Source organism: Pseudomonas sp. SLBN-26 (genome assembly GCF_006715895.1).
In the GTDB taxonomy this organism is placed as follows: Bacteria; Pseudomonadota; Gammaproteobacteria; order Pseudomonadales; family Pseudomonadaceae; genus Metapseudomonas; species Metapseudomonas otitidis.
Genome location: NZ_VFOB01000001.1, coordinates 6229539 through 6252823 on the forward strand (window position 1 = coordinate 6229539; position 23285 = coordinate 6252823).

At 64.0% G+C, this 23285-nt stretch carries 20 protein-coding genes; 15 read left to right on the forward strand and 5 right to left on the reverse strand.

The window, feature by feature from the left end:
• The first annotated feature begins 72 nt into the window (after positions 1-72).
• The 4 genes from FBY21_RS28985 (at position 73) to rluB (ending at position 3150) form a co-directional block, all read left to right on the forward strand.
• A complete protein-coding gene (locus FBY21_RS28985; RefSeq protein ID WP_174244770.1) occupies positions 73-771 on the forward strand; it encodes a ScpA family protein in 699 nt (232 codons plus the stop codon).
• Between the two features lie 3 nt (positions 772-774).
• Positions 775-1578 carry an SMC-Scp complex subunit ScpB gene (scpB, locus tag FBY21_RS28990; RefSeq protein ID WP_142016031.1) on the forward strand — a complete coding sequence of 268 codons (804 nt, stop codon included), beginning with the start codon at positions 775-777 and terminating at the stop codon, positions 1576-1578.
• 9 nt (positions 1579-1587) lie between these two features.
• On the forward strand, positions 1588-1767 hold the full coding sequence (locus FBY21_RS28995; RefSeq protein ID WP_074970309.1) for a DUF1289 domain-containing protein: 180 nt from the start codon (positions 1588-1590) through the stop codon (positions 1765-1767).
• 87 nt (positions 1768-1854) lie between these two features.
• Complete coding sequence (rluB, locus tag FBY21_RS29000) at positions 1855-3150, forward strand: 23S rRNA pseudouridine(2605) synthase RluB (RefSeq protein ID WP_044408751.1); 1296 nt, start codon at positions 1855-1857, stop codon at positions 3148-3150.
• Positions 3151-3213: 63 nt separating this feature from the next.
• Here rluB and FBY21_RS29005 read toward each other — a convergent pair whose 3' ends face one another.
• From FBY21_RS29005 to FBY21_RS29025, 5 genes are all read right to left on the reverse strand, one after another.
• Complete coding sequence (locus FBY21_RS29005) at positions 3214-4143, reverse strand: GGDEF domain-containing protein (protein WP_142016035.1); 930 nt, start codon at positions 4141-4143, stop codon at positions 3214-3216.
• 242 nt (positions 4144-4385) lie between these two features.
• Complete coding sequence (locus FBY21_RS29010) at positions 4386-5126, reverse strand: YciK family oxidoreductase (RefSeq protein WP_044408745.1); 741 nt, start codon at positions 5124-5126, stop codon at positions 4386-4388.
• A gap of 89 nt (positions 5127-5215) precedes the next feature.
• Positions 5216-5896, reverse strand: a complete 681-nt coding sequence (mupP, locus tag FBY21_RS29015; protein ID WP_174244749.1) for an N-acetylmuramic acid 6-phosphate phosphatase MupP — start codon at positions 5894-5896, stop codon at positions 5216-5218.
• Positions 5893-6591, reverse strand: a complete 699-nt coding sequence (gene ubiG, locus FBY21_RS29020) for a bifunctional 2-polyprenyl-6-hydroxyphenol methylase/3-demethylubiquinol 3-O-methyltransferase UbiG (protein WP_142016042.1) — start codon at positions 6589-6591, stop codon at positions 5893-5895. Before ubiG ends, mupP begins: the two co-directional genes overlap by 4 nt.
• 25 nt (positions 6592-6616) lie before the next feature.
• Complete coding sequence (locus FBY21_RS29025; RefSeq protein WP_142016045.1) at positions 6617-7942, reverse strand: TRZ/ATZ family hydrolase; 1326 nt, start codon at positions 7940-7942, stop codon at positions 6617-6619.
• A gap of 119 nt (positions 7943-8061) precedes the next feature.
• On the opposite strand from FBY21_RS29025, the gene mtnA reads away from it, so the two are divergent.
• The 11 genes from mtnA (at position 8062) to FBY21_RS29080 (ending at position 23284) form a co-directional block, all read left to right on the forward strand.
• Positions 8062-9138 carry an S-methyl-5-thioribose-1-phosphate isomerase gene (mtnA, locus tag FBY21_RS29030; protein WP_142016048.1) on the forward strand — a complete coding sequence of 359 codons (1077 nt, stop codon included), beginning with the start codon at positions 8062-8064 and terminating at the stop codon, positions 9136-9138.
• A 218-nt stretch (positions 9139-9356) separates the two neighbouring features.
• Positions 9357-12119 (forward strand): DNA gyrase subunit A, encoded by a 2763-nt coding sequence (gene gyrA / locus FBY21_RS29035; RefSeq protein ID WP_142016053.1) that lies wholly within the window; start codon positions 9357-9359, stop codon positions 12117-12119.
• A gap of 95 nt (positions 12120-12214) precedes the next feature.
• Entirely contained in the window at positions 12215-13300 is a 1086-nt protein-coding gene (gene serC / locus FBY21_RS29040) for a 3-phosphoserine/phosphohydroxythreonine transaminase (RefSeq protein WP_142016057.1), read from the forward strand.
• A complete protein-coding gene (gene pheA, locus FBY21_RS29045; RefSeq protein ID WP_069560944.1) occupies positions 13300-14394 on the forward strand; it encodes a prephenate dehydratase in 1095 nt (364 codons plus the stop codon). The genes serC and pheA overlap by 1 nt, the downstream gene beginning before the upstream one ends.
• An 87-nt stretch (positions 14395-14481) precedes the next feature.
• Complete coding sequence (hisC, locus tag FBY21_RS29050) at positions 14482-15594, forward strand: histidinol-phosphate transaminase (protein ID WP_044408725.1); 1113 nt, start codon at positions 14482-14484, stop codon at positions 15592-15594.
• A 4-nt stretch (positions 15595-15598) separates the two neighbouring features.
• Positions 15599-17827 (forward strand): bifunctional prephenate dehydrogenase/3-phosphoshikimate 1-carboxyvinyltransferase, encoded by a 2229-nt coding sequence (locus tag FBY21_RS29055; RefSeq protein WP_142016667.1) that lies wholly within the window; start codon positions 15599-15601, stop codon positions 17825-17827.
• The gene (gene cmk / locus FBY21_RS29060; RefSeq protein WP_142016060.1) at positions 17827-18510 is read left to right on the forward strand and encodes a (d)CMP kinase; all 684 of its coding nucleotides are present in this window, start codon (positions 17827-17829) and stop codon (positions 18508-18510) included. Before FBY21_RS29055 ends, cmk begins: the two co-directional genes overlap by 1 nt.
• Before the next feature lie 121 nt (positions 18511-18631).
• Positions 18632-20311 (forward strand): 30S ribosomal protein S1, encoded by a 1680-nt coding sequence (rpsA, locus tag FBY21_RS29065; RefSeq protein ID WP_142016066.1) that lies wholly within the window; start codon positions 18632-18634, stop codon positions 20309-20311.
• A gap of 148 nt (positions 20312-20459) precedes the next feature.
• On the forward strand, positions 20460-20741 hold the full coding sequence (ihfB, locus tag FBY21_RS29070; protein ID WP_142016069.1) for an integration host factor subunit beta: 282 nt from the start codon (positions 20460-20462) through the stop codon (positions 20739-20741).
• 221 nt (positions 20742-20962) lie between these two features.
• Positions 20963-22279, forward strand: coding sequence for a UDP-N-acetyl-D-glucosamine 6-dehydrogenase (gene wbpA, locus FBY21_RS29075; RefSeq protein WP_142016073.1), 1317 nt, complete (start codon positions 20963-20965; stop codon positions 22277-22279).
• A gap of 54 nt (positions 22280-22333) precedes the next feature.
• A complete protein-coding gene (locus tag FBY21_RS29080) occupies positions 22334-23284 on the forward strand; it encodes a Gfo/Idh/MocA family protein (RefSeq protein WP_142016077.1) in 951 nt (316 codons plus the stop codon).
• The last annotated feature ends 1 nt before the right edge of the window (position 23285 follow it).

Here is a 23285-nt window from a genome sequence, read left to right on the forward strand (position 1 = left end):
CTGCCGTTCGCGCTGGTGTATGGCCAGGCGGTCACTGAGCTTCCCGTCGACCTCTATATCCCGCCGGATGCCCTGGAAGTGTTCCTCGAAGCCTTCGAGGGCCCGCTGGACCTGCTGCTCTACCTCATCCGCAAGCAGAACATCGACATCCTCGACATTCCCGTGGCGGAGATCACCCGCCAGTACATGGGCTACGTCGAGCTGATGAAGTCGGTGCGCCTGGAGCTGGCGGCCGAGTACCTGGTGATGGCCGCGATGCTGGCCGAGATCAAGTCGCGCATGCTGTTGCCGCGTTCCGGCGATAGCGAGGAGGAAGAGGAAGACCCCCGCGCCGAGCTGATCCGCCGCCTGCAGGAGTATGAGCGCTTCAAGCAGGCTGCCGAAGGCCTGGACACCCTGCCTCGGGTGGGGCGCGACCTCATCGTGCCGCGGGTGGATGCGCCCGAGGCGCGGGCCCGCAAGCTGCTGCCCGATGTGAGCCTGGAGGAAGTGCTGCTCTCCATGGCCGAGGTGCTGCGCCGGGCCGACATGTTCGAAAGCCACCAGGTCACTCGCGAGGCGCTGTCCACCCGCGAGCGCATGAGCGAGGTGCTGGAGCGGCTCAAGGGCGGCGGCTTCGTGCCCTTCGTCCAGCTGTTCGCGCCGGAAGAGGGGCGCCTGGGGGTGGTGGTCACCTTCATGGCCGTGCTCGAACTGATCAAGGAACAACTGGTTGAACTGGTGCAGAATGAGCCCTTCGCGCCCATCCATGTCCGTGCCCGAGCCGAGTGACCGATGAACCTCAACGACACCAAGGAGCTGGCTTCCCTGCTCGAAGCCTTTCTGCTGGCCGCCGGCAAGCCCCTGTCGCTGGAGCGGATCGCTGAGCTGTTCGAGGAAGCCGAGCGCCCGGAGCTGTCGAAGATCCGCGACGCCCTCGCCGTGCTGGCCAAGTCCTGCAACGGCCGCGCCTTCGAGCTGAAGGAGGTGGCCTCGGGCTACCGCCTCCAGGTGCGCGAGCGCTTCGCCCCCTGGGTCGGGCGCCTCTGGGAAGAGCGGCCGCAGCGCTATTCCCGGGCGCTGCTGGAGACCCTGGCGCTGATCGCCTACCGGCAACCCATCACCCGGGGGGAGATCGAGGACATCCGTGGCGTCACGGTGAACAGCCAGATCGTCAAGACGTTGATGGAGCGGGAGTGGATCCGCGTCGTGGGCTACCGCGACGTGCCGGGCAAGCCGGCGATGTTCGCCACCACCAAGGCCTTCCTCGACCACTTCAATCTGCGCAACCTCGACGAACTGCCGCCCCTGGCTGCCTTGCGCGAACTGGAGCCGGAACCCGAGCTGGCCCTGGATGACGACGCGCCGGTGCCGGCCGACCTGCAGGCCCGCGCGGACGCGGCACTGGGCGAGGAGCCTGCCGGCGAGCCCCGCGAGGAGGTCAGCTTCCGCAGCCTGCTGGCCGAGCTGGACACCATGGAGGAGGGGCTCAAGACCGACTTCGACGACCTGCTGCCGCCTGACGACGAGCCCGCCCTGGCCGATGAGGCGGAGGATGAGGACACCCCGCTCGCCGACGAAGGCGAGACCCTGCACTGAGGTGACCTGATGAAGGACCCCTGCATCGGCGTGTGCCAGTTTTCCGACGATGTCTGCCGGGGCTGCGGCCGCACCCGCCGCGAGATCAAGGCCTGGAAGAAGCTGGGCAAGGGCGAGCGCTTGGTGGTGCTGGCCGAAGCCGACCTGCGTCTGCTGGCGCTGCAGGCGACCGGCCGGCGCAAAGGCTGACGGCCCGGCCAGGTCTGGCTAGCCTCAGTGACTACCGCCGCGTATGATGCGCGACCTTTTTCGAGCGATACACCGGGAGGTGCCCAGATGAACGAAGACGATTACAGCCCCGCAGGGGAAAAGCTGCAGAAGGTCCTGGCCCGCATGGGGCTGGCCTCGCGCCGCGACATCGAGGCCTGGATCACCGAAGGCCGCGTCAAGGTCAACGGCGCTGCTGCCACCCTCGGCCAGCGGGTCGACAGCCATGACGCCATCAGCGTCGACGGCCGCCTGCTCAAGCGCGAGGAAGAGGCCGAGAGCGTCCGCCGCGTGCTGATCTACAACAAGCCCGAAGGCGAAGTCTGCACCCGCGACGACCCGGAAGGCCGCCCCACCGTCTTCGAGCGCCTGCCCCGCCTGCGTTCCGGTCGCTGGATCAACGTCGGCCGCCTGGACATCAACACCACCGGCCTGCTGCTGTTCACCACCGACGGTGAGCTGGCGAACCGGCTGATGCACCCCTCCTACGAGATGGACCGCGAGTACGCCGTGCGTGTGCGCGGCGAGGTCACCGAGGAGATGCTGGAGAACCTGAAGAACGGCGTGATGCTGGAAGACGGCCCGGCCAAGTTCACCGACATCCAGGAAGCTCCGGGCGGTGAAGGCTTCAACCACTGGTACCACTGCGTGGTGATGGAAGGCCGCAACCGCGAAGTGCGTCGCCTGTGGGAGTCCCAGGGCCTGGTGGTGAGCCGTCTGAAGCGTGTGCGCTTCGGCCCGGTGTTCATCACCTCCGACCTGACCATGGGACGTTGGCGTGAGATGGGCCAGCAGGAAGTGGACATCCTCAGCGAGGAAGTCGGCCTGCGCCCGGTGGCCCTGCCGGCCATGAAGGCCAAGTCCCGCGAGAAGCTGGAGCGCATGCAGCGCAAGTCCGCCAAGCCGGTGGCACCGCGCTCGCGCCCTGCCCGCAGCGAGGGGGACGAGCGCCCGGCTCGTGCGCCCCGTGGCGAGAAAGCCGAGCGTCCGAGTCGTCCCCGTGGCGAAGGTGCGGAGCGCCCGGTGCGTTCGCCGCGTCCGGCCCGTGGTGAGGGTGATGAGCGTCCGGTACGCGCCCCGCGTGGCGAGAAGGCCGAGCGCCCGAGCCGTCCGCGCGGTGAAGGGGCTGAGCGTCCGGCCCGCGCGCCCCGTCCGGCTGGGCGTGGTGAGCCGCGTGGTACGCCGATCGCTGAGCGTCCGAAGGACTCCGGTCGCAAGCCGCAGCGCCCGGCCCGCCCCCAGGGTGATGCCGTGGAAGTGGCCGAGCGCCCGCAGCGCAAGCCCAAGCCGCAGCGTCCGGTGAGCCGCCGCAGCAATCCGCCGGCCGGTGAAGGCCAGCGCCCGGGCTTCGGTCGCAAGCGCTGATGCTGGGTTACAGGCAATGAAAAAGGGGCTCGATGAGCCCCTTTTTCATGTCCGTCGCCTGGGTCAGCCCGCCATGGACAGGCGGTTGCGTCCGTCGCGCTTGGCGACATAGAGGGCGTTGTCGGCGCGGCGCAGCAGGCTCTGCACCGACTCGGCCGGCAGCAGCGTGGCGCAGCCCAGGCTGGCGGACAACTCGATCGGCCGGCCGGCCACCAGGTGCTGGATCTCCATCACGCTCAGGCGCAGGCGCTCGCCCACCATGGCAGCGGCCTCGCGGCAGGTGTTGGAGAGGAGGATGAGGAATTCTTCGCCGCCGTAGCGGAACACCATGTCGACATTGCGCAGGCGGCCTTTCAGTGTGGTGGCCACGGCCTTGAGCACTTCGTCGCCGGTGCCGTGGCCGTACTGATCGTTGATGCGCTTGAAGTGGTCGATGTCCAGCATCAGCACCGACAGCGGCTGCTGGTTGCGGCGCGACAGGTCGACCTCGCGCTGCAGGGCCTGGTCCATGGCGATGCGGTTGCCGGTCTCGGTCAGCGGGTCGCGCAGGGCGGACTGCACGGCGGTGCGGTACAGCAGCGCGTTGCGCAGCGGGAACAGCAGGCAGGCCAGCAGGGATTCGAGCTGCGCCAGTTCGGTCTCTTCGAAGCGCTGGCGGCGGCGGAACACCAGCTCGCCCAGGTACTCGCCCTCGTGGGTCAGGCGATAGCCGGCGGAGTGGGCGGCGCGCTCGCCGAACTCCAGGCGCAGGTCGCTGCCCTGGTGCGCGTAGGCCAGCGCGTCCAGCGGTACCAGGCGCTGCACCTCGCGGAAGAAACTGCCGAGGATGCGGTCCACTTCCAGGCTGGTCTGCAGTTGCAGGGTCAGCTGGCGGCGCAGCTCCAGCAGGGTGACCTGGCGCGGCGGCTGCAGCGGAGTGGGCGTGTTGTAGCCCAGGCGCTGGAGCTTGGCGGCATCGAAATCAATGGTGTTGGTGGGCGTGTGGGGAGCCATTTGGCGAAACCTCTGACGCTTCGAGCGACGACATCCGACCTAAGGCTATTTCCGTGCCAGGTTTCACATTCCCCGGTAAACCCCTTTTCTATCAGTCGCTTATGCGTTTCTGGGGCGGCGGGGTGGCAAGGCGTTGCCGGTTGTCTGACGGGCGAGATGGCAATTTGATGCCTGTTGCGGAGGGGCGCGCCGGTTTAATGGCAGGGCGATGGCGGCGGCCGGGCGGCCGCCGCCGGAAGGTCTTACTGTGCGTCGAATGCCTGGCCGTTGATGCCGGTGCTGTCCGCCCCCATGAGGTAGAGGTAGACCGGCATGATGGCCTCGGGTTCCGGGTTCTTGGCGGGGTTCTCGCCGGGGTAGGCGAGGGCGCGCATGCTGGTGCGGGTGGCACCCGGGTTGACGCTGTTGGCGCGGACGTTGGCGATGCCGTCCAGCTCGTCGGCCAGGACCTGCATCAGGCCCTCGGTAGCGAACTTGGAGACGGCGTAGGCGCCCCAGTAGGCGCGACCCTTGCGCCCCACGCTGCTGGAGGTGAAGACCACCGAGGCGTCGCTGGATAGCTTGAGCACGGGCAGGAGGGTGCTGGTGAGCATGAACATGGCGTTGACGTTCACCTGCATGACGCGCATGAAGTTCTCGCCGGACAGCTGCTCGATGGGCGTGCGCGGGCCGAGGATGGAGGCGTTGTGCAGCAGCCCGTCGAGGCGGCCGAATTCACGCTCCACCAGGGCGGCCAGTTCGTCGAACTGGTGCGGCTGGGCAGTCTCCAGGTTGAAGGGGATGACGCCCGGCTGCGGGTGGCCGGCGGCTTCGATGGCGTCATACACCTCGTTGAGGTGGGATTCGGTCTTGCCCAGCAGCAGGACGGTGGCGCCATGGGCGGCGAAGGTCTTGGCGGCGGCGGCTCCGATGCCGCGTCCGGCGCCGGTCACGAGGATGACGCGGTCCTTCAGCAGGTCGGGGCGGGCGGAATACTGGAACATCGGGAACTCCTTCGAAGCGCTGTGGAGGCTCGCTTCAGGCAATGGGTAGGCGGTACATGGGGGGGCGCTGCGTGGCAGGCCCCCGCCGGTCAGCAGCTGCAGAGCGCGCGGTCGAGAACGGCGCGCAGTTCGAGCGGATGGTCGACCACCACGTCGGCTCCCCAGTGATGGGGGTTGTCGTCGGGGTGGATGTAGCCGTAGGTCACGGCGGCGGTGCGCGTCCCGGCGGCGCGACCGGATTCGATGTCGCGCAGGTCGTCGCCGATGAACAGCACGCTGGCCGGCTCCAGCCCCAGCTGGCTGCAGGCGAGGTGGAGCATCTCCGGGTCGGGCTTGCTGTTGGTGACGTGGTCCGGGCAGATGAGCACGGCCGAGCGCTGGGCCAGGCCAAGCTGCTGCATGATCGGTTCGGCGAAGCGCACCGGCTTGTTGGTCACCACGCCCCAGATGAGCTTGGCGGCCTCGATATCAGCCAGCAGAGGCTCGATGCCGTCGAACGGACGGGTGAGCACGGCGCAGTGTTGCTGGTAGCGCTCGAGGAACTCCAGGCGCAGGGCTTCGAAGCCGGGGGCTTCGGGGTCCATTTCGAAGGTGGCGGCAACCATGGCGCGGGCGCCGCCGGAGACCACGTCACGGATCGATTTCTCGCCCTGTGGCGGCAGGCCGCGCTCGGTGCGCATGGCCTGGCAGATGGCGATGAAGTCCGGCGCCGAGTCGAGGAGGGTGCCGTCCATGTCGAAGAGAACCGCTCGCAGTCGCATGGTCGTCACTCCTCGCGCAGGGTCTGGACCATGTAGTTGACGTCGACGTCGTTGGCCAGCTTGTAGTGCTTGGTGAGCGGGTTGTAGGTCAGGCCGATGATGTCCTTCACGGCCAGGCCGGCGGCACGGCTCCAGGCGCCCAGCTCGGACGGGCGGATGAACTTCTTGAAGTCATGGGTGCCGCGCGGCAGCAGCTTCATGATGTATTCCGCGCCGACGATGGCGAACAGGTACGCCTTGGGGTTGCGGTTGATGGTGGAGAAGAACACCTGGCCGCCGGGCTTGACCAGGGTGTGGCAGGCGCGGATCACCGAGGCGGGGTCCGGCACGTGCTCGAGCATCTCCAGGCAGGTGACGACGTCGAACTGGCCGGGCATCTCGGCTGCCAGCTCTTCGGCGGTGATACGGCGGTATTCCACCGGGACGCCGGATTCCAGCTGGTGCAGCTGGGCCACCGCCAGAGGCGCTTCGCCCATGTCGATACCGGTGACGGTGGCGCCACGCTGGGCCATGGCTTCGCTGAGGATGCCGCCGCCGCAGCCGACGTCCAGCACGCGCTTGCCGGCGAGGTGGGCGCGCTCGTCGATCCAGTTGACCCGCAGGGGGTTGATGTCGTGCAGGGGCTTGAACTCGCTTTCGCGGTCCCACCAGCGGTGGGCGAGGGCCTCGAACTTGGCGATTTCGGCGTGATCGACGTTGCTCATGGTGAACACCTTTATCAAACGTAATTCAGTGACCGGCGATGCGCTGGCCCCATTGGCGGGCGGTGGCGATCAGGCGGTCTTCGTCCTGGCGGGCGAGGCGGCCGTCTTCCAGCAGCGGCTTGCCGTCCACCCACAGGTACCGGACGCGATCGCGCCCGGTGGCATAGATAAGTTGCGATACCGGGTCGTAGACCGGCTGCTGGGCCAGCCCGCTGAGGTCCACGGCGATCATGTCGGCGGCCTTGCCCAGTTCCAGGGAGCCCGTGTCCGCTTCCATGCCCAGCGCGCGGGCGCCGTTGAGGGTGGCCATGCGCAGGGCGCGGTGGGCGTCCAGGGCGGTGGCGGAGCCGGCGACGGCCTTGGCGAGCAGGGCGGCGGTGCGGGTTTCCCCCAGGAGGTCGAGGTCGTTGTTGCTGGCGGCGCCGTCGGTGCCGATGGCGACGTTGACGCCCGCGAGCCAGAGCCGCTCCACCGGGCAGAAACCGCTGGCCAGCTTGAGGTTGGATTCGGGGCAGTGGATGACGCTGGTGTTGCTTTCTACCAGCAGGGCCAGGTCGTCATCGCTGATCTGGGTCATGTGCACGGCCTGGAAGCGCGGGCCGAGCAGGCCGAGGCGGGCCAGGCGGGCCATGGGGCGCTCACCACGCTGCTCGAGGCTCTGCTGCACCTCGAAGGCGGTTTCCTGCACGTGCATGTGGATGCCGGCATCCAGCTCCTCGGCCAGCACCCGGATGTTCTCCAGCTTGTCGTCGCTGACGGTGTAGGGGGCGTGGGGGCCGAAGGCGACCTTCAGGCGGGGGTGGTGCTTGAGGTCGCTGAACAGCTCCAGGCCACGGCGCACGGCTTCGCTGGCGTCGTGGGCGCCGGGGATGGGGAAGTCCAGCACCGGGATGGTGATCTGCGCCTTGATGCCGGCGCCGTGCATGGCTTCGCTGGCCACCGAGGGGAAGAAGTACATGTCGGAGAAGCAGGTGATTCCGCCCTTGATCTGCTCGGCGATGGCCAGCTCGGTGCCGTCGCGGACGAAGTCCTCGTCGACCCAGCGTGCCTCGGCCGGCCAGATGTGCTTCTCCAGCCAGGTCATCAGCGGCAGGTCGTCGGCGATGCCGCGGAACAGCGACATGGCGGCGTGGCCGTGGGCATTCACCAGGCCGGGTGCCAGCAGCATGCCGGGCAGCTCGATGACCTCACGGGCCGGATGGGCCAGGGCTTCCTCGCGCTTGGCGATCAGGGCGATGCGGCCGTCGCGCACCCCGAGGGCGTGGTGGGAAAGCACGACGCCGGCGGGCTCCACCGGGACGATCCAGGTGGGCAGCAGGAGCAGGTCGAGGGGGAGGCGAGCGTGGGGCATGGTGGCGCGTCCTGGGCGCGGAAAATATCGCGGGAGTATACCCGAATAGCCAAGCCAGACCGCCCCTGCATCGCTATAATCCGCGGTTTTTCGCGAAGTTGACTGGGGTGAGGTGTGGCATGCGTGAGCGACTGTTGGCGGCCGAGAAGGTCACGGCCATCGAGTGGCGGGACGGCGTCCTGCGGCTGATCGATCAACGGCTCCTGCCGCGCGAGGAAACCTGGCTGTCCTACGACTCCGCTGCGGGTGTGGCCCAGGCCATTCGTGACATGGTGGTGCGCGGTGCGCCGGCCATTGGCATCAGTGCGGCCTACGGCGTGGTGCTGGGGGCGCGTGAGCGGTTGGCGGCCGGTGGTGACTGGCGCCAGGCGCTGGAGGAGGACTTTGCGCTTCTGGCGGGCTCCCGCCCTACGGCGGTCAATCTGTTCTGGGCGCTGAACCGCATGCGCGATCGCCTCGAGCGCCTGAAGGATGCGGAGGATCCGCTGGTGGTGCTGGAGGCCGAGGCCGTGGCGATCCATGAGAGTGATCGCGAGGCCAACCTGACCATGGCCCAGTTGGGTATGGAGGTGATCCGGCGTCACCAGGGTGCGCCCCAGGCCCTTCTCACCCACTGCAATGCCGGCGCCTTGGCGACCGGTGGTTTCGGTACGGCTCTCGGGGTTATTCGAGCGGCTCACCTGGAAGGGCTGGTGGAGCGGGTCTACGCCGATGAGACCCGTCCCTGGTTGCAGGGCGCCCGCCTGACGGCCTGGGAGCTGGTGAACGAGGGCGTGCCGGTGCGCCTGAACGCCGATTCGGCGGCCGCGCACCTGATGAAGGTGGGTGGCATCACCTGGGTGATCGTCGGGGCGGATCGCATCACGGCCAATGGTGATGTGGCCAACAAGATCGGCACCTACCAGCTGGCTGTGTGTGCGATGCACCACGGCGTGCGTTTCATGGTGGTGGCGCCCAGTTCCACCATCGACATGGGGCTGGAAAGCGGCGAGGACATCCCGATCGAGGAGCGTGCCGGCAGCGAGCTGCTGGAAGTGGGCGGTGCGCGAATCGCGGCGGATGTCGAGGCCGTCAATCCGGTGTTTGACGTGACGCCGGCCGACCTGATCGATGTCATCGTGACCGAGCGCGGCATCGTCGAGCGTCCCGATGCCGAGAAAATGGCCCAGCTGATGTGCCGCAAGCGCCTGCACTGAGGCGTTTTGCCCACGCCCGGCGGGGCTGCCTGCCGGGTGGGGATTGTGGTAATCTCCGCCAGTTCTAGCGCTTCCCTTCGCCGGGGCGGCCGCATCCACGCGACCCCGGCGTAACTCTTTGATTTTTCGTGTCGTCCTGGTGCTGGCCGGGCGGCGGATCCCGCCTCGTCCAGGATGGATGGCGCGGGGTTTCATCAGAAAAAGGAATCAGGCTTCTCATGGGTGAACTGGCCAAAGAAATCCTCCCGGTCAATATCGAAGACGAGCTGAAACAGTCCTACCTCGATTACGCGATGAGCGTGATCGTCGGTCGCGCCCTGCCGGACGCGCGTGACGGGTTGAAGCCGGTCCACCGTCGCGTCCTCTTTGCCATGAGCGAGCTGGGCAACGACTGGAACAAGCCCTACAAGAAGTCGGCCCGTGTGGTCGGCGACGTGATCGGTAAGTACCACCCCCACGGTGATACCGCCGTGTACGACACCATCGTGCGCATGGCCCAGCCTTTCTCACTGCGCTACATGCTGGTGGACGGCCAGGGCAACTTCGGTTCGGTGGACGGCGATAACGCGGCCGCCATGCGTTACACCGAAGTGCGCATGGCCAAGCTGGCCCACGAGCTGCTGGCCGACCTGGACAAGGAAACCGTGGACTGGGTGCCCAACTACGACGGCACCGAGCAGATCCCGGCGGTCATGCCCACCAAGATCCCGAACCTGCTGGTCAACGGTTCCAGCGGTATCGCCGTGGGCATGGCGACCAACATCCCGCCCCACAACCTGGGCGAGGTCATCGACGGCTGCCTGGCGCTGATGGAGAACCCGGAGCTCTCCGTCGACGATCTGATGAAGTACATCCCGGGTCCCGACTTCCCCACCGCCGGCATCATCAACGGCCGTGCCGGGATCATCGAGGCCTACCGCACCGGTCGTGGCCGTATCTACATCCGTGCCCGCGCCGAGATCGAGGACATGGAGAAGGGTGGCGGTCGCCAGCAGATCGTCGTCACCGAGCTGCCTTACCAGCTGAACAAGGCGCGTCTGATCGAGAAGATCGCCGAGCTGGTCAAGGAGAAGAAGATCGAGGGCATCACCGAGCTGCGTGACGAGTCCGACAAGGACGGCATGCGCGTGGTGATCGAGCTGCGTCGTGGCGAAGTGGGCGAGGTGGTGCTGAACAACCTCTACGCCCAGACCCAGATGCAGAGCGTCTTCGGCATCAACGCCGTGGCGCTGGTGGATGGCCAGCCGCGCACGATGAACCTCAAGGACATGCTCGAGGTCTTCATCCGTCACCGCCGTGAAGTGGTGACCCGCCGTACCGTCTACGAGCTGCGCAAGGCGCGTGAGCGTGGGCACATCCTCGAAGGCCAGGCTGTTGCGCTGTCCAACATCGATCCGGTGATCGAGTTGATCAAGGCCTCGCCGACCCCGGCCGAAGCCAAGGAACGCCTGATCGCCACCGCCTGGGAATCCAGCGCCGTGGAAGCCATGGTCGAGCGTGCCGGTGCCGATGCCTGCCGCCCCGAGGACCTGGAGCCGCAATACGGCCTGCGCGATGGCAAGTACTACCTGTCCCCCGAGCAGGCCCAGGCCATTCTCGAGCTGCGCCTGCACCGCCTGACCGGCCTGGAGCACGAGAAGCTCCTGTCCGAGTACCAGGAAATCCTCAACCTGATCGGCGAGCTGATCCGCATCCTCACCAACCCCGAGCGCCTGATGGAAGTCATCCGCGAAGAGCTGGAGAAGGTGAAGGCCGAGTTCGGCGATGCCCGTCGCACCCAGATCGTTGCCTCCCAGGTCGACCTGACCATCGCTGACCTGATCACCGAGGAAGAGCGCGTCGTCACCATTTCCCATGGCGGCTACGCGAAGTCCCAGCCGCTGGCCGTCTACCAGGCCCAGCGCCGTGGCGGCAAGGGCAAGTCCGCCACGGGCGTGAAGGACGAGGACTACATCGAGCACCTGCTGGTCGCCAACAGCCATGCGACCCTGCTGCTGTTCTCCAGCAAGGGCAAGGTTTACTGGCTGCGCACCTTCGAGATTCCCGAGGCGTCCCGTACTGCGCGTGGTCGCCCGCTGGTGAACCTGCTGCCGCTGGATGAAGGCGAGCGAATCACCGCGATGCTCCAGATCGACCTGGAAGCGCTGCAGCAGAGCGGCAGCGACGAGGACCTGGACGAAGCCGATGGCGTGGTGATCGAGGGCGAAGTGGTCGAGCCGGAAGCCGCCAGTGAAGGCGCTGACGATGGCGAGACCGAGCTGGCCAACGACGAGCCCACCGGCGCCTACATCTTCATGGCCACCGCATTCGGCACCGTGAAGAAGACCCCGCTGGTGCAATTCAGTCGTCCGCGCAGTGCGGGTCTGATCGCGCTGAAGCTGGAAGAGGGTGACACCCTGATCGCTGCGGCCATTACCGACGGCGCCAAGGAAGTCATGCTGTTCTCCGATGGTGGCAAGGTCATCCGCTTCAAGGAAAAACTCGTGCGCATCATGGGTCGCAATGCCCGTGGCGTGCGCGGCATGCGCCTGCCGGAAGGCCAGCGCCTGATCTCCATGCTGATCCCGGAAGCCAATGCGCAGATCCTGACCGCCTCCGAGCGCGGGTACGGCAAGCGCACTCGTCTGGGTGAGTTCCCCCGCCGTGGGCGTGGTGGCCAGGGCGTCATCGCCATGGTTTCCAACGAGCGCAACGGCAAGCTGGTCGGCGCCATCCAGGTGCAGGACGGCGAGGAAATCATGCTGATCTCCGACCAGGGCACCCTGGTACGTACCCGCGTCGACGAAGTCTCCAGCTCCGGGCGTAACACCCAGGGCGTGACCCTGATCAAGCTCGCCAAGGATGAGACGCTGGTTGGGCTCGAGCGTGTCCAGGAGCCTTCCGACGATGGCGAGGATGACGTGATCGAAGGCCACGATGAAGAGGCTGTGGCCGCGGTTGAGGGCGTCGAGGGCGACGCCGAGCAGGTCGCTGACGAGTAAGTGTGGCAAGGGCGGGCCTTCGCCGGCCCGTCCGTTCGGTAGAAGAAAAACCTGCGAGGGCGCTTATGCCCTCGCGCTACCCAGTGAGAATGGATGTGAGCAAGCGAGCCTATAACTTCTGCGCCGGCCCCGCCGCGCTTCCGGACGCTGTACTGCAACGTGCCCAGGCCGAACTCCTCGATTGGCAGGGCAAGGGCCTGTCCGTGATGGAGATGAGCCATCGCAGCGATGACTACGTGGCCATTGCCGAGAAGGCCGAGCAGGATCTTCGCGACCTCCTGTCCATTCCCTCCAATTACAAGGTGCTGTTCCTCCAGGGCGGCGCCAGCCAGCAGTTCGCCGAGATTCCGCTGAACCTGCTGCCCGAGAACGGCGTGGCCGACTACGTCGAGACCGGCATCTGGTCGAAGAAGAGCATTGAAGAGGCCAGCCGCTTCGGTCGCGTCAACGTCGCGGCCAGCGCCAAGGGCTACGACTATTTCGCCATTCCTGGCCAGAACGAGTGGCAGCTGTCCAAGGATGCGGCCTACCTGCACTACGCCTCCAACGAAACCATCGGCGGTCTGCAGTTCGACTGGATCCCGGAGGTTGGCGACGTACCGCTGGTGGTGGACATGTCGTCCGACATTCTTTCCCGCCCGATGGACGTTTCCCGTTTCGGTCTGATCTACGCCGGCGCGCAGAAGAACATCGGTCCCAGCGGCCTGGTGGTGGTGATCGTGCGCGAGGACCTGCTGGGCCGTGCCCGTTCGTCCTGCCCGACCATGCTCAACTACAAGATCGCGGCCGATAACGGCTCCATGTACAACACGCCGGCGACTTTCTCCTGGTACCTCTCGGGCCTGGTGTTCGAGTGGTTGAAAGAGCAGGGTGGCGTCCAGGCCATGGAGGCACGCAACAAGGCCAAGAAGGACCTGCTCTACGGTTACATCGACAAGAGCGACTTCTACACCAACCCCATCGCGCACAATGCTCGCTCCTGGATGAACGTGCCGTTCCGCCTGGCTGACGAGCGCCTGGACAAGGACTTCCTCGCCGGCGCCGATGCCCGTGGCCTGCTCAACCTCAAGGGCCATCGCTCCGTAGGCGGCATGCGTGCCTCCATCTACAACGCCGTGGGCCTGGATGCGGTCGAGGCTCTGGTGGCCTACATGGCGGAGTTCGAGAAGGAGCGCGCGTGATGTCCGACCAGGAACTGAAGGCCCTGCGTCTGCGCATCGACAGCCTTGACGAGAAGATCCTCGAGCTGATCAGCGAGCGCGCCCGCTGCGCCCAGGATGTGGCGCGGGTGAAGATGGCGTCCCTGCCGGAGGGCGAGAAGCCGGTCTTCTACCGCCCCGAGCGCGAAGCCTGGGTGCTCAAGCACATCATGGAGCGCAACCAGGGGCCGCTGGACAACGAGGAAATGGCGCGGCTGTTCCGCGAGATCATGTCCTCCTGCCTGGCCCTGGAGCAGCCCCTCAAGGTGGCGTACCTGGGGCCGGAAGGCACCTTCACCCAGGCGGCTGCCCTCAAGCATTTCGGCCATGCGGTGATCAGCTCGCCGATGGCCGCCATCGACGAGGTGTTCCGCGAGGTGGCTGCAGGTGCAGTCAACTTCGGTGTCGTGCCGGTGGAGAACTCCACCGAGGGTGCGGTCAACCACACCCTGGACAGCTTCCTCGAGCACGACATGGTGATCTGCGGTGAAGTTGAGCTGCGCATCCACCATCACCTGCTGGTGGGGGAGAACACCAAGACCGACAACATCACCCGCATCTACTCCCACGCCCAGTCCCTGGCGCAGTGCCGCAAGTGGCTGGATGCTCATTACCCCAACGTCGAGCGCGTGGCGGTTTCGAGCAATGCCGATGCGGCCAAGCGGGTGAAGAGCGAGTGGAACTCCGCCGCCATCGCCGGCGACATGGCGGCCAGTCTCTACGGCCTGACCAAGCTGTGCGAGAAGATCGAGGACCGCCCGGACAATTCCACGCGTTTCCTCATCATCGGTAACCAGGAAGTGCCGCCCACCGGCGACGACAAGACCTCGGTCATCGTCTCCATGCGCAACAAGCCGGGGGCGCTCCACGAGCTGCTGGTGCCGTTCCACAACAACGGCATCGACCTGACCCGCATCGAGACCCGCCCGTCCCGCAGTGGCAAGTGGACCTACGTTTTCTTCATCGACTTCGTGGGCCACCATCGTGATCCGCTGATCAAGGACGTGCTGGAGAAGATCAACCAGGAGGCCGTGGCACTGAAGGTGCTCGGTTCCTATCCCAAAGCGGTTCTCTGAATCGACGGTCACAGGCCGCAAGCCTCTTGCTGAACAGATCCGGCGCGTGGCTTCCGGCTTGTGGTCCAAAGCTTGAGGCGTGCAGCTATGTCCTGTGACTTCCTTGCCCTTGCCCAGCCGGGCGTGCAGAAACTTTCACCCTATGTGCCCGGCAAGCCGGTGGATGAGTTGGCCCGTGAGCTCGACCTCGATCCGTCCGGCATCGTCAAGCTGGCCAGTAACGAGAATCCGCTCGGCCCGAGCCCCAAGGCTCTCGAGGCCATTCGTGCCGAGCTGGCCGAGCTGACCCGCTACCCCGATGGCAACGGCTTCGAGCTGAAGCGCCGCCTGGCCGAACGCTGCGGCGTCACGCCGGCCCAGGTGACCCTCGGCAATGGCTCCAACGACATTCTCGATCTCGTGGCCCGGGCATACCTGGCGCCTGGCTTGAATGCGGTGTTCAGCGAGTACGCTTTTGCCGTCTATCCCATCGCCACCCAGGCCGTGGGTGCTGTCGGCAAGGTGGTTCCGGCCCGGGATTTTGGTCATGACCTGCCGGCCATGCTGGCGGCCATCGACGCCAATACCCGCGTCGTCTTCATCGCTAACCCCAACAATCCCACCGGTACCTGGTTCGGCCCTGCCGCCCTGGAGAGCTTCCTTGCCCAGGTGCCGGAAAACGTTCTGGTGGTGTTGGACGAGGCCTATATCGAGTACGCCGAGGGCGACGAGTTGCCCGATGGTCTCGATTACCTGGCGCGCTACCCGAACCTGCTGGTCTCGCGGACGTTCTCCAAGGCCTATGGCCTGGCGTCCCTGCGGGTCGGCTACGGTCTTTCCAGCGCCCAGGTGGCCGATGTGCTGAACCGCGTGCGCCAGCCCTTCAACGTCAACAGCCTGGCCCTGGCTGCGGCCTGCGCAGCGCTGGACGATGCTGATTACCTTGCTGAAAGCCGCCGGATCAACGATGCCGGCATGCTTCAGTTGGAAGAGGGGTTCCGCGCCCTGGGTCTGACGTGGATTCCTTCCAAAGGCAACTTCATCGCTGTCGACTTCGGTCGTGACGCTGCCCCCATCAATGCCGCCTTGCTGCGCGAGGGTGTGATCCTTCGTCCGGTGGGTGGCTATGGCATGCCCACCTTCTTGCGTGTCTCCATCGGCCTGCCGGCGGAAAACGCCCGTTGCCTGGAGGCGCTGGCCAAGGTGCTCGCCCGTGCCTGATGTCATGACCCTGCAACGGGGTGGCCCTATCTTCGGGCGCCTGGTGGTGATTGGGCTCGGTCTCATTGGCGGGTCTTTCGCCAAGGGTTTGCGCGAGAAGGGTGTGTTCGCCGAGGTGGTGGGTGTGGACAAGGATCCGGAGTCCTGCCGCATCGCCGTCGAGACGGGGGTGGTGGATCGCTGCGAGAGCGATCTGGATGCCGCCTGTCGCGGGGCTGAGGTGATCCAGTTGGCGGTGCCGATACTGGCCATGGAGAAGCTGCTGGGGCAGTTGGCCGCGCTTGACCTTGGAAAGGCCGTGCTGACCGATGTGGGAAGTGCCAAGGGCAATGTGGTGCGCGCTGCACGCGTGGCGTTCGGCCAGATGCCGGCGCGTTTCGTCCCCGGTCACCCCATCGCGGGTTCGGAGAAGAGCGGGGTGGAAGCGGCCAACGCGGGTCTGTTCCGTCGTCACAAGGTGATCCTCACGCCGGCAGAGAATACCGACCCGGCAGCCCTGGAGCAGGTCGACCAGCTTTGGCGGGCCTTGGGTGCCGATGTCGAGCACATGGATGTCGAGCACCACGACGAGGTGCTCGCTGCGACCAGCCATCTGCCGCACCTGCTGGCGTTTGGCCTGGTCGATTCGCTCGGCAAGCGCAGCGAGAACCTGGAGATTTTCCGTTACGCCGCTGGTGGCTTCCGTGATTTCACGCGGATCGCCGGCAGTGATCCGGTGATGTGGCACGACATCTTCCTCGCCAATCGCGAGGCTGTGCTGCGGATCCTGGACGTATTTCGCGCCGACCTCGACGCGCTGCGCGCTGCGGTCGACGCTGGGGATGGGCATGAGTTGCTGGGCGTGTTCACCCGCGCCCGCTTCGCCCGCGAGCATTTCAGCAAAATCCTGGCCCGCAGGGCCTATGTGGACGCCATGCACAATAACGATCTGATCTACCTTGCCCAGCCCGGTGGCCAAATTTCCGGCCGTATTCGCGTTCCTGGCGACAAATCCATCTCCCATCGGTCGATCATGCTCGGCTCCCTGGCCGAAGGAACCACCGAGGTGGAAGGCTTCCTCGAAGGTGAGGACGCCCTGGCGACGCTGCAGACCTTCCGTGACATGGGCGTTGTCATTGAAGGCCCTCATCATGGTCGTGTGACCATCCATGGTGTTGGCCTACATGGCCTCAAGCCGCCGCCGGGTCCCCTCTACCTGGGCAACTCCGGCACTTCCATGCGTCTGCTAAGCGGTCTGCTGGCGGCCCAGCCGTTCGACACCACCCTGACCGGTGACGCTTCTCTCTCCAAGCGCCCGATGAATCGCGTGGCCAAGCCGCTCCGCGAAATGGGGGCGGTGATCGAAACCGGCCCCGAGGGGCGTCCGCCGCTGACCATCCGCGGTGGCCAGCGCCTGACCGGGATGAGCTACGACATGCCCATGGCCAGCGCCCAGGTGAAGTCCTGCCTGCTGCTTGCCGGCCTGTATGCTGCCGGTGAGACCGCCGTTACCGAGCCGGCCCCTACCCGTGATCACACCGAGCGCATGCTCCAGGGCTTTGGCTACCCGGTGAGGGTGGAGGGCAATACCGCGAGCGTCGAGAGCGGGCACAAGCTCACGGCTTGCAAGATCGAGGTGCCTGCCGACATTTCCTCGGCTGCCTTTTTCCTGGTGGCGGCGAGCATCGCTGAAGGTTCCGAGCTGCTGCTCGAGCATGTCGGCATCAACCCGACTCGTACCGGGGTGATCGATATTCTCAAGCTGATGGGCGGCGACATCACCCTGGAGAACCAGCGTGTAGTAGGCGGCGAACCGGTTGCCGACATCCGCGTTCGGGCAGCCAAGCTCAAGGGTATTGATATTCCCGAAGACCTGGTGCCCCTGGCCATCGATGAGTTCCCGGTGCTCTTCGTCGCGGCTGCCTGCGCCGAGGGACGTACCGTGCTACGTGGTGCGGAAGAGTTGCGGGTCAAGGAGTCCGATCGTATCCAGGTCATGGCTGATGGCCTGCAGACTTTGGGCGTGAAGGCGGAGCCGACCCCGGACGGTATCGTCATTGAGGGCGGCCCGATGGGGGGTGGTGAAGTCTGGGCGCATGGCGACCACCGGATCGCCATGTCCTTCACGGTGGCGTCGCTCCGCGCCGGGGCTCCGATCCGAATCCATGACTGCGCGAACGTGGCGACCTCCTTCCCGAACTTCCTGGGCTTGGCTTCGCAGGTTGGAATCCGCGTAGCGGAAGAGGGCAAGTGATGAGTGGCGTACCTGTCATAACCGTCGACGGACCAGGAGGATCCGGCAAAGGCACTCTGTGTGGCTTGCTGGCCAGGCGCCTGGGCTGGAACCTGCTTGATTCGGGCGCGCTCTACCGCCTCTTGGCATTTGCCGCGCGCAACCACGGTGTCGACCTCACCAATGAGGAAGCGCTGACGGTTCTGGCGGCTCATCTGGACGTGCAGTTCCTTTCCGCAGCGGATGGCAGTGAGCGCATCGTGCTCGAAGGCGAGGATGTGTCCAATGTGATCCGAACCGAGGTGGTAGGGGCGGGCGCTTCCCAGGTGGCTGCCTTGCCGGCGGTTCGCGATGCGCTGCTGGAACGCCAGCGTGCGTTCCGTGAGTCCCCCGGCCTTGTTGCAGACGGGCGTGATATGGGAACCGTCGTATTTCCCGATGCGCCACTCAAGATATTCCTGACCGCAAGCGCCGAGGAGAGGGCGCGACGCCGTTATCTCCAGTTGAAGGGCAAAGGCGAGGATGTTAATCTGCCGAGTCTACTTGACGAGATAATCGCACGTGACGAGCGTGATACGCAGCGTGCGGTGGCTCCGCTTAAGCCGGCGCCCGATGCGATCCTGCTGGATTCCACCGATCTCTCGATCGAGCAGGTGCTGGAACGTATTCTCAGTGAGGTCGCAACTCGCGATCTCGCCGGGTAACCCAGAGAGGCATGCGGGAAGACCAGTCTAAAGCCCCGCAAGACTCTTTTTATATGAACAAACCCACATTGTCTGGAGTGTGGCTTTGGGCGAATCTCGCCCTTGATCAACAGGAATCAACATGAGCGAAAGCTTTGCAGAACTTTTTGAAGAAAGCCTGAAATCCCTCGACATGCAGCCCGGTGCGATCATCACCGGCATCGTGGTCGACATCGATGGTGACTGGGTCACCGTCCATGCTGGTCTGAAGTCCGAGGGTGTCATCCCGGTCGAGCAGTTCTACAACGAGCAGGGCGAGCTGACCATCAAGGTCGGTGACGAAGTGCACGTTGCGCTCGATGCTGTGGAAGACGGCTTCGGCGAAACCAAGCTGTCCCGCGAGAAAGCCAAGCGCGCCGAGTCTTGGATTGTTCTGGAAGCGGCTTTCGCTGCCGAAGAAGTGGTCAAGGGCGTTATCAACGGCAAGGTCAAAGGTGGCTTCACTGTCGACGTCAATGGCATCCGTGCATTCCTGCCGGGTTCCCTGGTCGACGTGCGTCCGGTGCGTGATACCACTCACCTGGAAGGCAAAGAGCTCGAGTTCAAGGTCATCAAGCTGGACCAGAAGCGCAACAACGTTGTCGTTTCCCGTCGTAGCGTCCTCGAAGCCGAGAACAGCGCCGAGCGCGAAGCGCTGCTGGAATCCCTGCAGGAAGGCCAGCAAGTCAAGGGTATCGTCAAGAACCTCACCGACTACGGTGCGTTCGTTGACCTGGGCGGTGTAGATGGCCTGCTGCACATCACCGACATGGCGTGGAAGCGCATCAAGCATCCGTCCGAGATCGTCAACGTTGGTGACGAGATCGACGTCAAGGTCCTGAAGTTCGACCGCGAGCGCAACCGCGTCTCCCTGGGTCTGAAGCAACTGGGCGAAGATCCGTGGGTTGCCATCAAGGCCCGTTACCCGGAAGGCACCCGCGTCATGGCTCGCGTTACCAACCTGACCGACTACGGCTGCTTCGCCGAGCTGGAGGAGGGTGTAGAAGGCCTGGTGCACGTGTCCGAGATGGATTGGACCAACAAGAACATCCATCCGTCCAAGGTCGTTCAGGTCGGCGACGAAGTGGAAGTTCAGGTCCTGGATATCGACGAAGAGCGTCGTCGTATCTCCCTGGGTATCAAGCAGTGCAAATCCAACCCGTGGGAAGATTTCTCCAGCCGCTTCAACAAGGGCGACAAGATCTCCGGCACCATCAAGTCGATCACCGATTTCGGTATCTTCATCGGCCTGGAAGGTGGTATCGACGGTCTGGTTCATCTCTCCGACATCTCCTGGAACGAAGTTGGCGAAGAAGCCGTACGCCGCTTCAAGAAGGGCGACGAGCTGGAAACCGTTATCCTCTCCGTTGATCCGGAGCGCGAGCGCATCTCCTTGGGCATCAAGCAGCTGGAAGATGATCCGTTCTCCAACTATGCATCCCTGAACGAGAAGGGCAGCATCGTCCGTGGTACCGTCAAGGAAGTTGACGCCAAAGGCGCTGTAATCTCCCTTGGCAACGATATCGAAGGCATCCTGAAAGCCTCCGAAATCAGCCGCGATCGCGTTGAAGATGCCCGCAACGTGCTGAAGGAAGGCGAAGAAGTCGAAGCCAAGATCATCAGCATCGACCGTAAGAGCCGCGTTATCAGCCTGTCCATTAAGTCGAAGGACGTGGACGACGAGAAAGACGCAATGAAGGAACTGCGTAAGCAGGAATCCGAAAGCACCGGTCCGACCACTATTGGTGATCTGATTCGTGCTCAGATGGAGAATCAGGGCTAAGTCCTGATTCCTTCATCGGAAAGGGCGGCCTGGGTCGCCCTTTTTGTTGTCTGAGTTTTACCCTCGGTTGTTAGGGCTGTTCAAAGCTCCGTGGCCATGCTAAAACCGCGTAGAGCTGATCTAGCCGCTTGATATAGAAGGGAAAACCATGACCAAGTCGGAGTTGATCGAACGAATCGTTACCCACCAGGGCCAGCTTTCCTCGAAAGATGTGGAGCTTGCCATCAAGACTATGCTCGAGCAGATGTCCCAGGCACTGGCCACGGGGGATCGTATCGAGATACGTGGCTTCGGTAGTTTCTCTCTGCACTTCCGTGCACCTCGTACAGGGCGTAATCCTAAGACTGGTGAGTCAGTCCGTCTGGATGGGAAGTTCGTACCTCACTTCAAGCCGGGCAAGGAGCTTCGGGATAGGGTGAATGAGGAGTAAGTCATTTCCCTTCCTCTGATTTATTGCCTCCTTTCACATCCTTCCAGAGTTGCTGTTCGTGCAGAATGCATGCGGCTGATGATGGCCCAGCTGCCCGCAATAGCTATCGGGATTTGCGAATAATTACTAAAATATTGTTCTCTTTCCAGTGGCGCCATCTACAGGCGACTTTTTGGGCTTCTGTCGCGCGACCACGAAATTAAAATTTTGGAGTTAATTTGATGTCAGATCAGATTCGTCTGGCTAGTGTCGCTAGATTCAAGGGAAAAGATGCATTGATCGGCATCGTCGGTCTTGGCTATGTAGGCCTGCCGTTGATGCTTCGCTACAACGCTATTGGTTATCGTGTGCTGGGCATCGATATTGACGAATCGAAGGTGGCAAAGCTCAATGCTGGGCATAGCTATATCGAGCACATTTCGGCGGGTAAGATCGCCCAAGCGCGTGATTCAGGTTTCGAGGCGACGACAGACTTTTCTCGTGCTGTCGAATGTGATGCTCTGATCCTTTGCGTGCCCACTCCGCTGAACAAGTATCGCGAGCCGGACATGAGCTTCGTGATCAATACCACTGATGCGCTCAAGCCTTACCTGCGTGCGGGCCAGGTGGTATCGCTGGAAAGTACGACCTACCCGGGCACTACTGAAGAAGAGCTGCTCCCGCGCGTAGAAGAAGGCGGGCTCAAGGTGGGCGAAAGCATCTTCCTGGTTTATTCGCCAGAGCGCGAAGACCCGGGTAACCCTGATTTCGAGACTCGTACCATTCCCAAGGTGATCGGTGGCCATACCCCGGCATGCCTTGAGGTTGGTGTCGCGCTGTACGAGCAAGCTATCGATCGCGTTGTGCCGGTAAGCTCCACCAAGGCGGCGGAGATGACCAAGCTGCTGGAGAATATCCACCGTGCAGTGAACATCGGCCTAGTCAACGAAATGAAGGTCGTTGCCGATCGCATGGGCATTGATATTTTCGAGGTGGTCGATGCGGCGGCGACCAAGCCGTTCGGCTTCACCGCCTACTACCCGGGCCCGGGGTTGGGTGGTCACTGTATCCCAATTGATCCTTTTTACCTGACTTGGAAGGCGCGCGAGTACGGCCTGCACACCCGCTTTATCGAACTGTCGGGTGAAGTAAACCGGGCTATGCCGGAGTACGTGGTAAGCAAGCTAATGGACGGCCTGAATGACCGTGGCAAGGCGCTGAAAGGTAGCCGCGTTCTGGTGCTGGGCATCGCCTACAAGAAGAACGTCGATGACATGCGTGAGTCGCCTTCCGTGGAGATCATGGAACTGATTGAGGCCAAGGGCGGTGTGGTGGCTTACAGCGATCCGCACGTGCCTGTCTTTCCGAAGATGCGCGAGCACCATTTCGAGTTGAGCAGCGAGGCGTTGACGGCGGAGAACCTGGCATCCTTCGACGCCGTGGTGCTGGCGACCGATCACGCGCGTTTTGACTATGAGCTGATTCGAGAGCACGCCCGCCTGCTGGTCGATAGCCGTGGCAAGTACCGCGCGCCAGAAGCCCATATCGTCAAAGCCTGATTTCGTTGTTTTGCCGCTCCGGCATGCCGGGGCGCAGTTGTTTGGAGTGGACCCATGAAGCGTTTCGCCCTAGTTGGTGCTGCCGGCTACATTGCGCCGCGGCACATGCGCGCCATCAAGGACACCGGCAATGAGCTGGTGAGCGCCTATGACATCAATGACTCGGTAGGGATCATCGACAGCCTGTCGCCGCAGAGCGAGTTCTTCACTGAGTTCGAACGCTTCTACGACCACGCCTGGTCCCTGAAGCGCCAGCCTGGCCAGGCGCTGGACATTGTCTCGGTATGTAGCCCGAACTACCTGCACCATCCCCATATCAACGCTGGCCTGCGTCTGGGCTGCGATGTGATCTGCGAAAAGCCATTGGTGCCGAGCCCGCATCTGCTGGATGACCTTGCGCTGACCGAGCGCGAGACCGGTCAGCGCCTGTGGAACATCCTGCAGCTGCGCCACCATCAGGCGATCATCGACCTCAAGGATCGTGTGCAGGGTGGCAAGAGCGAACACAAGCACGAAGTAGAGCTGACCTACATCACTTCGCGTGGCAAATGGTATATGGAGAGCTGGAAGGGCGACCCGCGCAAGTCCTTCGGTGTTGCCACCAATATCGGCGTGCATTTCTACGACATGCTGCATTTCATCTTCGGCAAGTTGCAGCGCAACGTTGTGCACTACAGCCACAACCACAAGGCCGCAGGCTATCTTGAGTACGAGAATGCCCGGGTGCGCTGGTTCCTCTCGATCGATGCCAACGACCTGCCGGATGCCGTGAAAGGCAAAAAGCCGACCTACCGCTCGATCACCGTCGATGGCGAGGAGATCGAGTTCTCCGAAGGCTTCACCGACCTGCATACCGTCAGCTATCAGGCAATCCTGAATGGCAAGGGTTATGGCATTGAAGACGCCAGGCATTGCGTTGAGACGGTCGACGTCATCCGCTCGGTCGCCCCGGTTACCGCTCGCGATGGGGAGAGACATCCATTCCTCGCCCGCCTGCTGCGCTGAG

Bases quoted from the DNA above. Each gene is read 5' to 3' on its own strand.
- scpB (WP_142016031.1), top strand. From the start codon at position 775: ATGAACCTCAACGACACCAAGGAGCTGGCTTCCCTGCTCGAAGCCTTT.
- cmk (WP_142016060.1), top strand. From the start codon at position 17,827: ATGAGTGGCGTACCTGTCATAACCGTCGACGGACCAGGAGGATCCGGC.
- FBY21_RS29025 (WP_142016045.1), bottom strand. From the start codon at position 7,942: ATGCCCCACGCTCGCCTCCCCCTCGACCTGCTCCTGCTGCCCACCTGG.
- hisC (WP_044408725.1), top strand. From the start codon at position 14,482: ATGTCCTGTGACTTCCTTGCCCTTGCCCAGCCGGGCGTGCAGAAACTT.
- wbpA (WP_142016073.1), top strand. From the start codon at position 20,963: ATGTCAGATCAGATTCGTCTGGCTAGTGTCGCTAGATTCAAGGGAAAA.
- gyrA (WP_142016053.1), top strand. From the start codon at position 9,357: ATGGGTGAACTGGCCAAAGAAATCCTCCCGGTCAATATCGAAGACGAG.
- FBY21_RS29010 (WP_044408745.1), bottom strand. From the start codon at position 5,126: ATGTTCCAGTATTCCGCCCGCCCCGACCTGCTGAAGGACCGCGTCATC.
- rluB (WP_044408751.1), top strand. From the start codon at position 1,855: ATGAACGAAGACGATTACAGCCCCGCAGGGGAAAAGCTGCAGAAGGTC.
- ihfB (WP_142016069.1), top strand. From the start codon at position 20,460: ATGACCAAGTCGGAGTTGATCGAACGAATCGTTACCCACCAGGGCCAG.
- mtnA (WP_142016048.1), top strand. From the start codon at position 8,062: ATGCGTGAGCGACTGTTGGCGGCCGAGAAGGTCACGGCCATCGAGTGG.
- pheA (WP_069560944.1), top strand. From the start codon at position 13,300: ATGTCCGACCAGGAACTGAAGGCCCTGCGTCTGCGCATCGACAGCCTT.
- FBY21_RS28995 (WP_074970309.1), top strand. From the start codon at position 1,588: ATGAAGGACCCCTGCATCGGCGTGTGCCAGTTTTCCGACGATGTCTGC.
- FBY21_RS29080 (WP_142016077.1), top strand. From the start codon at position 22,334: ATGAAGCGTTTCGCCCTAGTTGGTGCTGCCGGCTACATTGCGCCGCGG.
- FBY21_RS29055 (WP_142016667.1), top strand. From the start codon at position 15,599: ATGACCCTGCAACGGGGTGGCCCTATCTTCGGGCGCCTGGTGGTGATT.
- ubiG (WP_142016042.1), bottom strand. From the start codon at position 6,591: ATGAGCAACGTCGATCACGCCGAAATCGCCAAGTTCGAGGCCCTCGCC.
- rpsA (WP_142016066.1), top strand. From the start codon at position 18,632: ATGAGCGAAAGCTTTGCAGAACTTTTTGAAGAAAGCCTGAAATCCCTC.
- FBY21_RS29005 (WP_142016035.1), bottom strand. From the start codon at position 4,143: ATGGCTCCCCACACGCCCACCAACACCATTGATTTCGATGCCGCCAAG.